The sequence below is a fragment of the Peribacillus asahii genome (assembly GCF_004006295.1).
GTDB lineage: Bacteria > Bacillota > Bacilli > Bacillales > DSM-1321 > Peribacillus > Peribacillus asahii_A.
In genome coordinates this window covers 4,299,848-4,314,272 of record NZ_CP026095.1, presented here as the reverse complement: position 1 = coordinate 4,314,272, position 14,425 = coordinate 4,299,848, and the positions used below count along the sequence as shown (strand labels likewise).

The window sequence follows — 14,425 nt, the reverse complement described above, 5'->3', positions numbered from 1 at the left end:
TGGCAAACAGGATAAGCTTGCCAGAATCTGCAGCGACTCATGCAAAGCCTAGTATTGGGAAGGCGATTCTTTGCATGGGGCGGACTTTTAATTAAACGAATATCGCCCAAGTAAGCATAGATTCATTTCTAATATACGGCTTTGCACCTTATTTTCATTTTTAAAAAATAAGGAGCTGGCAGAAATGAAATATGTAAAAGCGACGGCTGTTTTACCGGAAGCGCTTATTAATGAAATTCAAAAATATGTTCAAGGAGCAACGATTTATATTCCAAAACCAGAAGCAGCTCATCAGAAATGGGGGACGCGTTCTGGAAGCAGAAAGTGGATTGATGATCGAAATACTCATATTAGAAGGGCCTTTCAAAACGGGTCAAAGATTGATCAATTAGCTGAGGAATATTGTCTCTCCGTAGAAACAATTAAGAAGATTGTATATTCTAAATAAGAGTGGTCAGCACTGAGGATCTTTCGTCTAGATAATCAGTGCTTTTTCTAATATGCCGAATTTGTTTCTTACTCATTTTCTACATTGAATAAAAAAAGTGAATCTTTTAAAGTAAAAGCTAGATAAGATTATTTTTTTAATAAGTAGGAGTGATAAAGATGGAGCCGTTTATAAGAAGTGACCAATATAACTTTATCCGCAGGCAAACGCAGATTTTAATAAATGGTCATGCAACTGCTAATGATATACATGTTTTGACTACATTAAAGACACTTGCAAAAGAAAAAGTATTTGGTTTGTTTGAAGAGATAAGTGAGGAACAAGAACAGTTGCTCATTCCAATTATGGATGTGAAAGATAATGAAGGAGCCGAGGCTTTTCTTTTACAAGTGGAACCGTATGTGATTCCTTTTCAAACGATAACGGAGCAAACGATAAAGAAATTGTTTCCGAAAGCAAAGAAGCTAAAGGTCCCTGGATTAGAAACTGTGAATTTAAAGGAAACTTCATATGTAAGTTGGTATGATAAAGGATCAAATAGAAAGTATATAATAGCTCGACATAATCATAAGCTGAAAGGTCTACAAGGAACCTTTACGAGTTTAAATAAAAAAGGCATTTGCACATTATGTAATGCCCATGAGAAAGTAGGGATGTTTATGTCTGAAGCAAAAGGCAAAGGGGGAGAACAAGGCACATTTATTAAAAGAGGGAATTATATTTGTGAAGATAGTCAGAAATGTAATTATAACCTCATCACATTAGATAAATTACATGATTTTATCGAGCGATTGAATGAAACAATATAGTTATCTGGATATCCAAACAAAAAAACTAACTCGGAAGGGAGTTAGTTTTTTTGTTCAACGTTTACACGTTTAATAAACAAGGCACATATGAGCCCAATCACGGAGACGATTAGAGCGAATACAAAGGCATCTTGAATACCTGCGTTTAAAGAGTTAACAGCATTTAATGGATCATTAGGGTTTGTCACGTTACTCATATAGCTTTTCTGACCAGCTGACATAATGGTTATAGCAACTGCTGTACCAATTGCTCCTGCTACTTGTTGGAGCGTATTCATAATGGCTGTACCATCTGGATAAAATTGTGGCGGCAGCTGATTTAAACCATTTGTTTGAGCAGGCATCATGATCATGGAAACACCAATCATTAAGAAAATATGTAGAGCAACAACAAAAGTAATGGCTGTATCCATGGAAACGCTGCTGAACAACCAAAGAACAATAGTTACAATGACCATCCCAGGAATAACCAACCATCTCGGACCATATTTATCAAACAAACGTCCCATAACAGGTGACATGAACCCGTTGAGAATACCGCCTGGTAATAAAACGAGTCCGGCAGCAAAGGCAGATAGCGCCAACCCGCTTTGTAAATAGAGCGGCAGCATAATCATGGAGGACAGAATCGTCATCATTCCAATAAAGAGGAGGATGACACCTAATGTAAACATTGGAAATTTAAAGGCACGTAAATTCATCATCGGTTGCTGCATCGATAATTGTCGAATAGTAAACAAAATAAGCGCAATGATTCCGACAAGTAAAGCGATGATTACTTTTGAACTGCCCCAGCCTTCTCCTTCTCCTGAGACACTAAAGCCATAAACGACTCCGCCAAAGCCAAATGTGGATAAGATAATCGATACTATATCAATTTTTGGTTTTGTGATCGTTGACACATTTTCCATAAACATAATTCCGCATATAAGGGAAAGGGCGAAAAATGGAAGGGCCAGCCAGAAAATCCAATGCCAGCTAAGGTTTGCAATAACCAATCCTGAAATCGTTGGACCGATGGCAGGTGCAAACATAATGACGAGACCGATAAGCCCCATAATAGACCCTCTTTTATGAATTGGGAAAATCAGTAAAATCGTATTAAACATTAAAGGTAAAAGCAGTGCTGTACCAATGGCTTGAATAACACGAGCTACTAATAAAATCTCGAAGCTTGGCGCAAGAGCGGCAATAAGCGTTCCGATAATGGAGAAAATGAGTGATGTAATAAAGAGCTGTCTCGTTGTGAACCATTGAAGTAGAAGTCCTGATACAGGAACTAATATACCGAGTGTTAATAAATAGCCTGTTGTTAACCATTGAACGGTTGAAGGTTGAATGGCGAAAATTTGAATTAAGTCGTTCAGTGCGATATTTAGCGCAGTTTCACTGAATAAACCGATAAATCCAGCAATTAAAAACGATAGTAAAATCGGAAAGGTTCTATACTGCCTCTCCTCTTGTTGAGTCTTTTCTTGCGTTTGTGCTTGCATGATATTCCCCTCTCAAAAAATAGATGAAACAGTTAAGAATAACTGTGTATTCCCCGTTATTTCTCTAATGAAATTCCTCGAATATTTTTAGCCTATGTTAAGCTACTCGATAATAACATAAAAAGTGCCTAATAAACGGATTAGGCACTTTTTTTGCGTATTATTTTTTTGTTGCTTCTGTATCAACAGGTACAGCATTATAATATTCTTCTAATGTAATACCACTTTCAAAAATTTCTGTTGCTGCTTCTATCCCCAGATAACGTAAGTGCCAAGGTTCATATTTATAGCCTGTAATATGTTCTTTTCCCTCTGGGTAGCGGATAATAAAACCGTATTCATGTCCATGTTTCGCCAGCCATTCTGCCTCTGCCGTATCCCCAAAACAATCTTGCGCGGCACAGGCCCCATCAGCCGTTGTGACATCGATAGCCAATCCTGTTTCATGTTCGCTTGTTCCTGGAAGGGCACTGTATGTTTTTGCATTCTCTAGGCCGTCGCGTTTTACATAGTTGTTAAAAAGTGATACTTGGGTTTCGTGAGAACGATAGGCGGAAACACCGGCTAAATGTACGTTTTGTTTTTTAGCGGCTCTGAACATTTTTTCTAAAGCTTTTGCTGCTTCCGCTCGCATCATTCTTTTTTCAATTTTTTCTTTAAAAATAAAGTCTACTTTCGGATAAATGAGATCAGCAGGTTTATAATCTTCCGGCAGGCTATATTCTTTATTCACAAGAACAGCGATATTTTCAGGTTCGGCTAACGTGTACAGCCCTGCTTGAGCGGGTTTGGCGGATTCGTCGACTGCCACCTCACGTATTTCTTCGGGCTCTTCCTGCTGTTGTACAGCTGGCTCTTTTTGTTCTTTTTCTTGAGAAATATGTTGATTATCTTGCTGCGTAAATGAACAACCTGAAATGAATAACAAGGAAGATAGGGCGGTTGCTGTAATTGCTGGTTTTAACATGAGTAAGACTCCTTCATTTGTACTTATCGAAACCAATATTCGCGCTGTAGTTCTTTTTGATACTTATCAAGGAATAATCCAATCCAAATAACCATTAATAAAATGGGATAATCATCACGAACAACAGCATCGATAATAGGTGCCGACCAAAAATGCTCTAAAAAACGGTTAGCAGGAAATTGACTAAATGTTTCATATAGGACGATGCCTTGAAGTGAGAGCCAAAGAATCGTTAACGTATTTGTTCCAAATCCAATAACAGCCGCAATTAAACTTAATACGACGGCAATGAGTCCGAAAAGTAATATACGAAAATCAGCTTGGAAAAAGTCAATAGGGCTATTGGATAAACCGTTGTAAATAATAGCTGTAAAATAAATAGTCGTTGTAACATAGGCTGCAAATAGCAATAATCGATTTCCTTGATATTTTGCAAGCAAAAGCAAAATAGGGGAAAGGACGATTAGTAACATGCTGACGATATTGCTGCCGCTTGTCCACAAAGCATAGCTAGCTATACCAGATAAAATGATAGCTAGAAAATCGAGAAATCGCAATATATTTTGTAGCATAAACGCCACCTCTTTCTAGATCTTATAGAAATTATCTCAAAGTTTAGGTAGAAAAGAAATGAAGATTCAATTTTTTTACTTTAAGGCATCGGATTTTGGAACTGTTCCTAGTTTATTCATGAACGTTCCAAGGTGCTTTCGCTTTTCTGATTGTCTAGCGCCAGCACCTAGCTCGCTGTGAAAAAGATAAGAGTCACCGAAAGGCAAAGAACGCCTTTTCGGGCCTCTTCCTATTTTCTTCACGAGCTGCCCAAGGTGCTTTCGCTTTTCTTTTGAATATGGTAAAGTAAAAGTAATGTCTTGGAGGTGTTCATGCATGCATGCTTTATTAGTGACACTTTTAGTAATCGTTTGTATCGCATTGATTGCTTGTGTATTACTGCAGTCAGGGAAAAGCGCAGGTCTATCTGGTGCTATTTCCGGTGGTGCAGAACAATTATTCGGTAAACAAAAAGCGCGTGGCTTAGATTTAGTTCTACATAGAGCGACAGTTGTATTATCTGTTATTTTCTTTGCTTTAACGTTGCTAATCGCTTATTTTGAATAAACGAATATTAAAGAGGTCTAGCTAATGAAGCTAGGCTTTTTTCTATGTTTTTTTTAAAAGTACAGGCTTTGTTCTAACTAAACGTATAAAGTTTCGTTCCTCTTTGGTGTCCAGTTTCAGCTAAAAGACACTCGCCTTGCGCTTTTATGACTTTAACAGGTATAGTTGAGAAGTAATGAATGAAAAATTTAGTACAATAAGAATATTTTCCCCTATTTATGAAGAGATATAAACGTTTCGTGTAAAAGGAGTTTTTGGAATGAAAATTAGATTGCCGCAGCCCTTTACATTTGAAGGCGGGAAACGTGCTGTATTATTGCTGCATGGATTCACTGGGAATTCATCTGATGTTCGAATGCTTGGCCGTTTTTTAGAGCAACGAGGTTATACTTGTCACGCACCGCATTATAAAGGTCACGCTGTCCCACCAGAAGAGTTAGTCACAACAGGTCCTGTGGATTGGTGGAAAGATGTAATAACGGGCTATGATTTTTTGAAACAGAAAGGTTATGAGGAAATTGCCGTAGCAGGGCTGTCTCTTGGAGGCGTATTTTCTCTTAAATTAGGATATACTGTCCCTATTAAGGGTATTGTAACAATGTGTGCACCAATGTATATAAAAAGCGAAGAAATCATGTATGAAGGTGTTTTGCAATACGCTCGTAATTTTAAAAAACATGAGGGAAAAGAGCCGGAGCAAATCGAATTAGAAATGAAGAAGTTTTTAGAAACACCGATGAATACGTTACAAGCGTTGCAGCAATTAATTACGGATGTGCGGAATCATGTGGATCATATTTATGCGCCAACTTTTGTTGTTCAAGGGCGGCATGATGCGATGATTAATATAGATAGTGCCAATATTATCTATGATTCTGTACAATCTTCAATGAAAGAACTAAAGTGGTATGAGGAATCAGGCCATGTCATTACGCTAGATAAGGAACGTGCACAATTGCATGAAGATATCTTTTCATTTTTAGAAAGTTTAGATTGGAATGAGTAAAAATATACCCTAATGTAAGGAGGGTTTTGAATATGGAAGAACAAATCGATCAACATATCGAGCGGCTTTTATCTTATATGAAAGAAGAGGCATATAAGCCGTTAACTGTTCAAGAGCTAGAAGAAGCTCTAGGGATTGAAGATTCAGCAGATTTTAAGAACTTTGTGAAGGCGCTTGTCAAAATGGAAGAAAAGGGTCTTGTCATTCGGACGAGAAGCAATCGCTATGGCCTGCCGCAAAAAATGAATTTAATTCGAGGGAAGTTGTCTGGGCACGCGAAGGGATTTGCTTTTGTTACACCTGAAGATGAACCGGGTGCAGATGATATTTTCATTCCACCAAATGAAACAAAGAGCGCGATGCACGGCGATACTGTTATGGTTCGGGTTTCTACGGAAACAAGCGGTTCAAGACGAGAAGGAACCGTGATTCGAATTCTTGAACGGGGCGTAACGGAGATTGTCGGTACGTATTCTGAAAGTAAACATTTTGGATTTGTCATCCCAGATGATAAAAAGATTGCAAGCGATATCTTTATTCCAAAACAAGTAAATGGCGGAGCTATTGAGGGACATAAAGTAGTTGTAAAATTAACTTCTTATCCTGAAGGGCGTACAAGTGCAGAAGGAGAAGTCATTCAAATTCTTGGCCATAAAAATGACCCAGGTGTGGACATTTTATCCGTGATTCATAAGCATGGTTTGCCATTAGAGTTTCCTCAGGAAGTGATGGACCAAGCGAATGCTGTGCCAGATACTATTGCGGAAAGTGAAATCGGCAATCGCCGTGATTTACGAAATGACGTGATTGTAACGATTGATGGTGCTGATGCGAAAGATTTGGATGATGCCGTTACGGTTACGAAGCTCGATAATGGCAATTACAAGCTTGGCGTTCATATTGCCGATGTTAGTCATTATGTAACAGAAGGTTCACCTATTGATCGAGAAGCGTTAGAAAGAGGGACAAGTGTTTATTTAGTAGACCGAGTGATCCCGATGATTCCACATCGTTTATCAAATGGGATTTGTTCTTTGAATCCAAAAGTCGATCGTTTTACTTTATCATGTGAAATGGAAATTACACCTGAAGGGGAAGTCATACAGCACGAAATTTTTGAAAGTGTAATTAAAACGACAGAACGAATGACGTATAGCGATGTGAATAAAATTTTATTAGATCAAGATGAAGAATTGCTTGCGCGTTATGAGCCGATTATTCCGATGTTCCAAGAAATGGAGAAGCTTGCTGAGATTCTGCGTCGTAAACGGATGAATCGCGGAGCCATTGACTTTGATTTTAAAGAAGCAAAAGTGCTCGTTGATGAAGAAGGGCATCCATCGGACGTTGTGCTACGCGAACGCTCTGTAGCAGAACGATTAATCGAAGAGTTTATGTTAGCAGCGAATGAGACAGTAGCAGAACATTTCCACTGGTTAGATGTTCCGTTTATTTATCGAATTCATGAAGATCCAAAGCCAGAGAAGTTACAACGCTTCTTCGAATTCATTACAAACTTTGGTTACCTTGTTCGTGGATCAGCGAATGAAGTGCATCCACGGGCTTTACAAGAAATTATTGAAGCGGTGGAAGGCAAGCCGGAAGAAATGGTCATTTCTACTGTCATGCTTCGTTCGATGCAGCAAGCGAAATATGACCCGGAAAGCTTAGGTCACTTTGGTCTTTCTACGGAATTCTATACACATTTCACATCGCCAATTCGCCGTTATCCAGATTTAATTGTGCACCGTCTTATTCGCACGTATTTAATTGAAGGCAAATTGGACCCTGCTACACAAGAAAAATGGGATTCCTTGCTGCCTGATATTGCAGATCATACATCTAAGCGGGAGCGTCGCGCTGTAGATGCTGAGCGCGAAACAGATGAGCTGAAAAAAGCAGAATATATGCTTGATAAAATTGGCGAAGAGTATGATGGAATTATTAGTTCTGTTACGAATTTTGGTATGTTTGTGGAGTTGCCAAACACAATTGAAGGGCTTGTTCATGTAAGCTATATGACTGATGATTATTATCGCTTTGACGAACGTCAACTAGCGATGGTAGGGGAACGAACAGGAAAAGTGTTCCGAATTGGGGATGAAATTTCGATTCGGGTTAGCAATGTAAATAAAGAAGAGCGTGCAGTTGATTTTGAAATTATCGGTATGAAAGTGAGTCGTCCACGTCCATCTTCTGGTGAGAAACGCGTATTTAAAGCAAATGCAGGAGAGAAAAAGCGCGGCCGCGGCGGACGAAATGGTCGTGATGAAGGACGTGGAGGCCGGAACTCTGAACGTTCCTCGTCTGAACGAAAACCGAAAAAGAAGAAAAAGTTTTATGAAAATGCGCCGTCTGCTAAGCGCAAGAAAAAACCAAAAAAGAGATAATGTATGAGAGAGGATGAGTCATCATCCTCTCTAAAGAAGGGGAGAGTAAGATGCCAAAGGGAATGGGCAAGCAACTAGCACAAAATAAAAAAGCGTATCATGATTATTTTATTGAAGATACGTTTGAAGCTGGTATTGTGCTTCAAGGAACAGAAATTAAATCGATTCGAGCAGGCAAAGCGAATCTAAAGGATTCCTTTGCGAAAATTGAACGCGGGGAATTATATTTGCACAACATGCATGTCAGTCCGTATGAGCAAGGAAATCGTTATAATCATGATCCATTGCGAACGAGAAAGCTATTGCTTCATCGCAAGGAAATTAATAAACTAATTGGTGAAACGAAAGAAACAGGTTATACGATTGTTCCGTTAAAATTATATTTAAAAAACGGTTTTGCTAAAATATTAATTGGGCTTGGTAAAGGGAAGAAGCAATACGATAAGCGTGATGACTTGAAGAAAAAAGAAGCAAAACGTGATATCGAACGAGCTTTCCGCGAACGTCAAAAGATGTAGGTTTTTTACAATAACTTACAATTGATTTTTTGAAGAAACATGCTATAATTATTCTTGTAACGATGACAACTGAATAACACAGCAAACAATGCTTGCTATTCATTCTCGTACGCTCCATTCTTATACTGGGGACGTTACGGATTCGACAGGGATAGTTCGAGCTTAGGTTGCGAGTCGAGGGGATCGGCCTCGTTAAAACGTCAAAGCCTATAACTGGCAAACAAAACAACAACTTAGCTTTCGCTGCTTAATAACAGTCGATAGCTGTTCCTCCCTCCATTGCCCATGTGGTAGGGTCAGGGACTCACTCTAAGTGGGCTACGCCGGATTCCACCGTCTGAGGATGAAGGAAGAGAACAATCAGACTAGCTGCTCAGACGCCTGTCGACAGGCAAATGAGTAAGTGAAACATGAATATGTCGACTACACTCGTAGAAGCTTAAGTGCCGTTATGTCTGGACGTGGGTTCGATTAGTAAATAGTCGCCTTGTATGGTAACATGCAAGTGAAAATCTGGCTTTATCGGTGAAACCTACCTCGCATTTATTGCGATAAGGCAATGCCGAGCGGTATGTGGAGCAATCCAACAGCCGTGTATCGACTTATAGGCTACCATTTGAAAATGGTAGTACTAGGATGCGGAATACTACTTCTGTTTAGTAAATTTATATTTCGCATAATACGCCAGAGGACCTGAATAATTAATTACAGGTTCAAGATATAGTCAGTGCCATGACGAAAGCATGGAATAGCACGTCCCACCGTCTCCACCAAATACATATTTGGTGGTTTTTATTTTGTGTTTACTTAATGGTAAATTAAGAACCTACCTCAATGTTTTGAAGAAACAAGGAATATGAAGGCGGGAGATGATTTCCATTCACTTTATCGCATAGTTTCAAAAAAACTATAGGCCAGGTTTTACATTATATTTGAAAGAATAACTCTTCAAATGATAGTTTAGCTTTTAATAATTCTGGACTATATTTTCCATTCCTCAGAGTTACCTTTTCATAGTGTTCTAATATCCATAAAGAGCGTTTTCTCTTTTTATCGACTCTTAAATAGGGAGAAATATGTTTTAAAATAAACATGACATTTTCTTTCTTCTTTATCGTTAATGTAAAGGAATCTTTATGCCGGTCGGGCTTGTAATTCTTTTTGTTATTGATTGTACCACCGGTTAAAGATTGGAGATAAATTAATAGTTCTTTGTCAGTTGAAGCAACTGTGATACATGGCCGACGGTGTTCACCTTCATGCATTCTAGTCAATGTAATGGAACCCTCTCCATCTATAATTCCTGCTATATATGCTGCTTCCCACTTTTCTATGTTATATTCCTCCCTTCAATTTAATAAATATAAAAAAAGAATGTATGTTTGTATCTATTGTATTAAAGTTAGGTTGTAATTTCAATTGTTTGGAAATTGAGTGGTGCATATTTATTCTATATGTAACATCAAGATCTTTACCTCTGAATTCTAAAGAGGAAAGAAATATTTCTGGAATTTTTATAGGAATCTTGATTACCTTACCCTCTTTTTTATTTATAGATATAAACAAGGTTAAAGTTTTTTGACATTCTGATAGAGTTTATTTATAATATTTTAAAATAGTTGAATACTTCTTCTTAAGGGGAGTAGCTTTTACAACAAAGTCGTCATTACGGAGTGTATCATTCCCGGCTTTGTCGGCAACATAACGTTGTTAGCCAGACCTTTTGCCTACTGGTAAAGGTCTTTATATGTGTATTTTAAACCTTTACCATCTACTGGTGAGGGTTTTTTGTTTTATCCCAAACTTAACGGGCAGTAAGACCCAGTCTCAAGCTTATGAGAAAACAAAGAAGATAGGTGAGGAGAAGTTTCCTAGCTGTTTAAAAATAAGAAAAGGTTGGGGAATGCATCAAATAAAAACATGAAAATCTCATTCTATAAGCTAATGGGCTAATAACAAGCTTAGCTTTTGAAGGATAAGGAAAAGTATAAAGATATTTGAAAAGCTTACGACAAAAAAATTACAGTTATATAAATAATTCAGGAGGGTGTTCATTGATATTAAGGAAAAGCATGGCTCTATTAGGAATAGGTTCAGCAAGAATCGATTTGATTTTGCAAAAGGAAGCGCATAGACCTGGTGAGGTCGTTTATGGGTATTTTTCTATCAACGGAGGAAGCATTGAACAAAAGTTAAAGAGAATAGATTGTAATCTCGTATTGACTGATAAAGCTGCAGGTATTGAAAAAGTAATAGATACTAAAATCATTTTGACTTCCAAGCTGGTTAATTCTGAGGAACTATATACCCTTCCATTTACTTTCCGGATTCCAGCGTCTATTGGTGCTTCAACAGATGAAATATCTTATCGCTTTCAAACAAAGCTGCACTTTAATGAAGGTGTAACCAGCCAAGATCAGGATATCATTCAAATCCTGTAGTTCACATAGATAAAATCCAAAAGTCATGGATAAGAGGGCCCGCTTCAAAGTTGTGGGCCCTCTTTACAGTGGAAGTGCTTCATAAGCCGTCCGAGTATCCGGGAATGCTTGTTGGATTAGAAGTAAACGTTCTATATAATGCTGTACATAGAGAGGCAACTGCAGTTCTTCCTGCCAGCATCGTTCCTTTTTATCATGAGGCGTGTAATTGGAATATAGTAAATACAGTAAGAAATGTCCGATATAGTAAAGGTCGCTAATATAATTTTCTACTTTTTTCGGATTTTTTATCGTATCGATGTTTATACTCTCTTTCATATAACAAGCTAAGCCAAAATCAATGACATATAGTTTATTATGATGCAGGAGGATGTTTGGGATACGTAAATCGCGATGAACAATTCCGTGATCATGAATCGTTAGTACAATTTCAAATAATTGTTTGACGAGTGTTAATGATTCATGGACGGAGAATGTTTGTCCTTTATTAAAAATAAGATGTTCAAACGTCTGGCCTTCAATAAAATCCATCATATAAAATGGAAGGCCTTTAACAAAGCCTTCCTCTTTGATAGTGGGCAAGTTCGGATGCATTTCCTTTTGGAGAAACGCAATTTCTTGCTTAAAGTTATTTTTTGTTGAGGCTTTATTTTTATGCTTAGCACGCAGTCGTTTTAAAACATACTTCTCATTAGTGAGCTTATGCTGAAGTAAATAAGCGACTCCAAAGGATCCGATCCCTAAGGTGTCTAAAAATTCGTACTTATTACTTTGGTTGATGTGGTCGATAAATAATCGATTGTATTTAATTTCATAAAGGTGTTGAAACATCATTCTCATAAGCCTTCATAATCAACTGCTTGAAAAGCTGCGAGAACTAAAAAAGCCCTTTTTATGTCCTTTTTTGTAATGTTTATGACCATAATAATTTTGTTTACTTGAATAGTGCTTTCTACGAGAGCTGCTTGAATAGTATCTTTTATGTTTAGAACTGCTTCCGCTATTTAAGAGTGATTTAATGATTTTCTTTAAAATAAGAATCGCCTCCTTTAGTTATCAAGTATAAAAAAGTCATTTTCTCATTGCAACAATAAGTAATTCTCTATTTTGTGAATAAAAAAATCCCCTATATAGGGGATCAATCAAAGTATTTTTCGAGACCTTTATAAATTCCGATTGCTGATTTGTATTGGTAGGTTTCTGTAGAAACTTTTTTTCTTTCTGTTGCATTGGAAAGGAAGCCTAACTCTACTAATATAGCAGGTTTTTTATTTTCACGGATAACATGGAAGTTTCCTGTCTTCACACCTCGGTTACTTAAGCCTGTTTGTTTAACGACTTCACCCTGAACATACTGAGCAAGCGTTTTCTCGTTAACATTTGTTGCCCAATAGAAAGTTTCAATTCCTTTTGCACTTGAACTTGAGCTTGCATTGTAATGAAGACTAACAAATGCATCTGCCTTATTGTTGTGGCTAATAGCTACTCGCTGTGAAAGTGTTAAGTACGTATCAGTTGAACGTGTCATAACTACTTTTGCTCCCGCCTTTTTAAGTAAGGTTTGAAGCTGTTTCGCCGTTTGAAGGGTCAGATTCTTTTCAATATAATAGGCTCCTGGATCTTTTCCACCGTGGCCTGCATCAATGACAATGACTCGATTCTCTAATCCTTGAGAAGGCTTAGTTTTGGTTAAATAGGATAGGGACGCCCAGCCCATAATACCGGAACTCGTTTCGATTCTACCCCAGTTTCCTTTCGTTTCGAATAAGGTCACGGCTTGTCCTTTTTTGACGGCTGTTACTATGCCGTAGCTTGTGCCTGCACCCTCACGAATGTTTAAGGAAGATGCTCCGTATACATAATAAGTCGTTCCCTTTTCTTCCATATCACTTTTTTTAATATAACCTTTGGTAGCGACACCACTTATGTAAACAGTAGCTTCATACCACTCAGAGGTGAACGTTTTATACTTTAAAGTGGAACCTGAAGAATAGGACCTTAACTTTTTAGAACTAGTAGAAGCTTTTGCATATACAGATATTGTAGTTGGTGCGACACCACTTAGCGATTCCTGCGGTGTTACCCTGTTTTCTACATCTTTCGTTCTAATATAACCTGTAACAGCTGTACCGGAGGAATAAACCGTTGCTTCATACCAGTCGGAAGCGAATGTCCGATATTTTAAAACAGAACCTTGAGCATAAGACTTTAAGGTTTTTGAATTCGTTGTTGCTTTTGAATAAATAGCAAGCGTGTTAGTGGCAATCCCTGTTAAGCTCGTTTGCTTAGAATCGATTGTTTCCACATCGTCTTTTTTGATGAATGCTGTTGTTGCTACACCATTTACATAAATCTTGAAAATATACCAATCGTTATTGAATGATGCATATTCTAAGATACTTCCTTCTGGGTAGCTTTTCAGTACATCGGCATTGTCCTCCGCTTGTGCATAGACCTTGGTAGAATCTTGTACAACTAACCCGCGCATCGTTGGAGCTGGAGCTTTAATCGTTGATAGCGCCTGTTCGGCTGTGACTTCGCTTTCTGTTTGCTGTTCGACTGCTGCTTCACTTTCTATCTGTTGTTCAACTGCTAGTGCTTTTGTTTTTGTTTCTGAACTAGTTATTTCAGGTGTAGGTGTTTCTTCAAGAGCACTGTCTAAAGGTTCCTCATTCATTTTTGTATCTGTTGAATCTGGATCCGCTGTCTCGGGTACAGAAATCAATGAATTTTGGATATACCCCGTTATGTTCTCATCCGTGAGTGGATTGGTAAGGCTTATGTATGTATAGCTTGTTCCTGTATGTAGTACATAAACTTCTGATTGATTTGGGATAGAAGTTAAAATCTCACTGTTTGCTGTCTCTTCTTTTAAAACGGGGACCAGTTCTTCGTTTTCCGACAAGACGATGGCCTTCTCAGAACTGCTCTGAATGGTTTCTGCATGGCTTAGCATGGGGAAGCCTGAACAAATCAACATGAAAGTGAGTACGCAGATGAGAATTTTTGTGTAGTTTGTCATGATGCCCTCCTAACTTTGTAATATTTGAGAGAATAATATTCTCCAACGAGTATAGTAACATATTAGGTTGTGACAAATTGACTAGAAAATGTTAACTAAACCAAGGAAATATTAGGGTTTAAACGATTTTGTGACTAATGTTACGATTATATTAAATTTTAGATATATTGTTTTTACGATAATGTTTCATAGGTATTTTACAAAAAATAGAT

General features: G+C 37.8%; 13 protein-coding genes and 1 other RNA gene. 8 read left to right on the top strand and 6 right to left on the bottom strand.

Going from position 1 to position 14,425, the window contains the following annotated elements:
• Positions 1 to 184 precede the first annotated feature (184 nt).
• Entirely contained in the window at positions 185 to 448 is a 264-nt protein-coding gene (locus tag BAOM_RS21300; RefSeq protein ID WP_127762002.1) for a CD3324 family protein, read from the top strand.
• 158 nt (positions 449 to 606) lie between these two features.
• Positions 607 to 1,257 (top strand): FusB/FusC family EF-G-binding protein, encoded by a 651-nt coding sequence (locus BAOM_RS21295; protein ID WP_127762001.1) that lies wholly within the window; start codon positions 607 to 609, stop codon positions 1,255 to 1,257.
• Between the two features lie 41 nt (positions 1,258 to 1,298).
• Here the strand turns inward: BAOM_RS21295 and BAOM_RS21290 are convergent, their stop codons facing one another.
• The 3 genes from BAOM_RS21290 to BAOM_RS21280 form a co-directional block, all read right to left on the bottom strand.
• Positions 1,299 to 2,750 (bottom strand): DHA2 family efflux MFS transporter permease subunit, encoded by a 1,452-nt coding sequence (locus BAOM_RS21290; protein ID WP_127762000.1) that lies wholly within the window; start codon positions 2,748 to 2,750, stop codon positions 1,299 to 1,301.
• A 160-nt stretch (positions 2,751 to 2,910) separates the two neighbouring features.
• A complete protein-coding gene (locus tag BAOM_RS21285) occupies positions 2,911 to 3,717 on the bottom strand; it encodes a M15 family metallopeptidase (RefSeq protein WP_127761999.1) in 807 nt (268 codons plus the stop codon).
• Positions 3,718 to 3,740: 23 nt separating this feature from the next.
• Entirely contained in the window at positions 3,741 to 4,289 is a 549-nt protein-coding gene (locus BAOM_RS21280) for a hypothetical protein (RefSeq protein ID WP_127761998.1), read from the bottom strand.
• Between the two features lie 316 nt (positions 4,290 to 4,605).
• Here BAOM_RS21280 and secG point away from each other — a divergent pair, with 316 nt between their 5' ends.
• The 5 genes from secG to ssrA all read left to right on the top strand — a co-directional run bounded on the left by secG (position 4,606) and on the right by ssrA (position 9,224).
• Complete coding sequence (gene secG / locus BAOM_RS21275; RefSeq protein ID WP_127761997.1) at positions 4,606 to 4,836, top strand: preprotein translocase subunit SecG; 231 nt, start codon at positions 4,606 to 4,608, stop codon at positions 4,834 to 4,836.
• A 259-nt stretch (positions 4,837 to 5,095) separates the two neighbouring features.
• Positions 5,096 to 5,842, top strand: a complete 747-nt coding sequence (locus tag BAOM_RS21270; RefSeq protein ID WP_127761996.1) for an alpha/beta hydrolase — start codon at positions 5,096 to 5,098, stop codon at positions 5,840 to 5,842.
• A 32-nt stretch (positions 5,843 to 5,874) separates the two neighbouring features.
• Positions 5,875 to 8,232, top strand: coding sequence for a ribonuclease R (rnr, locus tag BAOM_RS21265; RefSeq protein WP_127761995.1), 2,358 nt, complete (start codon positions 5,875 to 5,877; stop codon positions 8,230 to 8,232).
• 50 nt (positions 8,233 to 8,282) lie between these two features.
• A complete protein-coding gene (gene smpB / locus BAOM_RS21260; protein WP_127761994.1) occupies positions 8,283 to 8,750 on the top strand; it encodes an SsrA-binding protein SmpB in 468 nt (155 codons plus the stop codon).
• A gap of 135 nt (positions 8,751 to 8,885) precedes the next feature.
• Positions 8,886 to 9,224: a transfer-messenger RNA gene (gene ssrA / locus BAOM_RS21255) on the top strand.
• 452 nt (positions 9,225 to 9,676) lie between these two features.
• Here ssrA and BAOM_RS21250 read toward each other — a convergent pair.
• On the bottom strand, positions 9,677 to 10,084 hold the full coding sequence (locus BAOM_RS21250; RefSeq protein WP_127761993.1) for an LAGLIDADG family homing endonuclease: 408 nt from the start codon (positions 10,082 to 10,084) through the stop codon (positions 9,677 to 9,679).
• A 720-nt stretch (positions 10,085 to 10,804) separates the two neighbouring features.
• On the opposite strand from BAOM_RS21250, the gene BAOM_RS21245 reads away from it, so the two are divergent.
• Positions 10,805 to 11,191 carry a sporulation protein gene (locus BAOM_RS21245; protein WP_252282704.1) on the top strand — a complete coding sequence of 129 codons (387 nt, stop codon included), beginning with the start codon at positions 10,805 to 10,807 and terminating at the stop codon, positions 11,189 to 11,191.
• 63 nt (positions 11,192 to 11,254) lie between these two features.
• On the opposite strand, the gene BAOM_RS21240 is transcribed toward BAOM_RS21245, so the two are convergent.
• Together BAOM_RS21240 and BAOM_RS21230 are read right to left on the bottom strand one after the other, a co-directional pair.
• Entirely contained in the window at positions 11,255 to 12,025 is a 771-nt protein-coding gene (locus tag BAOM_RS21240) for a serine/threonine-protein kinase (protein WP_252282703.1), read from the bottom strand.
• 304 nt (positions 12,026 to 12,329) lie between these two features.
• Positions 12,330 to 14,213, bottom strand: a complete 1,884-nt coding sequence (locus tag BAOM_RS21230) for an N-acetylmuramoyl-L-alanine amidase (RefSeq protein WP_127761992.1) — start codon at positions 14,211 to 14,213, stop codon at positions 12,330 to 12,332.
• Positions 14,214 to 14,425 lie beyond the last annotated feature (212 nt).

Bases quoted from the DNA above. Each gene is read 5' to 3' on its own strand.
- BAOM_RS21300 (WP_127762002.1), top strand. From the start codon at position 185: ATGAAATATGTAAAAGCGACGGCTGTTTTACCGGAAGCGCTTATTAAT.
- BAOM_RS21295 (WP_127762001.1), top strand. From the start codon at position 607: ATGGAGCCGTTTATAAGAAGTGACCAATATAACTTTATCCGCAGGCAA.
- BAOM_RS21290 (WP_127762000.1), bottom strand. From the start codon at position 2,750: ATGCAAGCACAAACGCAAGAAAAGACTCAACAAGAGGAGAGGCAGTAT.
- BAOM_RS21285 (WP_127761999.1), bottom strand. From the start codon at position 3,717: ATGTTAAAACCAGCAATTACAGCAACCGCCCTATCTTCCTTGTTATTC.
- BAOM_RS21280 (WP_127761998.1), bottom strand. From the start codon at position 4,289: ATGCTACAAAATATATTGCGATTTCTCGATTTTCTAGCTATCATTTTA.
- secG (WP_127761997.1), top strand. From the start codon at position 4,606: ATGCATGCTTTATTAGTGACACTTTTAGTAATCGTTTGTATCGCATTG.
- BAOM_RS21270 (WP_127761996.1), top strand. From the start codon at position 5,096: ATGAAAATTAGATTGCCGCAGCCCTTTACATTTGAAGGCGGGAAACGT.
- rnr (WP_127761995.1), top strand. From the start codon at position 5,875: ATGGAAGAACAAATCGATCAACATATCGAGCGGCTTTTATCTTATATG.
- smpB (WP_127761994.1), top strand. From the start codon at position 8,283: ATGCCAAAGGGAATGGGCAAGCAACTAGCACAAAATAAAAAAGCGTAT.
- BAOM_RS21240 (WP_252282703.1), bottom strand. From the start codon at position 12,025: ATGATGTTTCAACACCTTTATGAAATTAAATACAATCGATTATTTATC.
- BAOM_RS21230 (WP_127761992.1), bottom strand. From the start codon at position 14,213: ATGACAAACTACACAAAAATTCTCATCTGCGTACTCACTTTCATGTTG.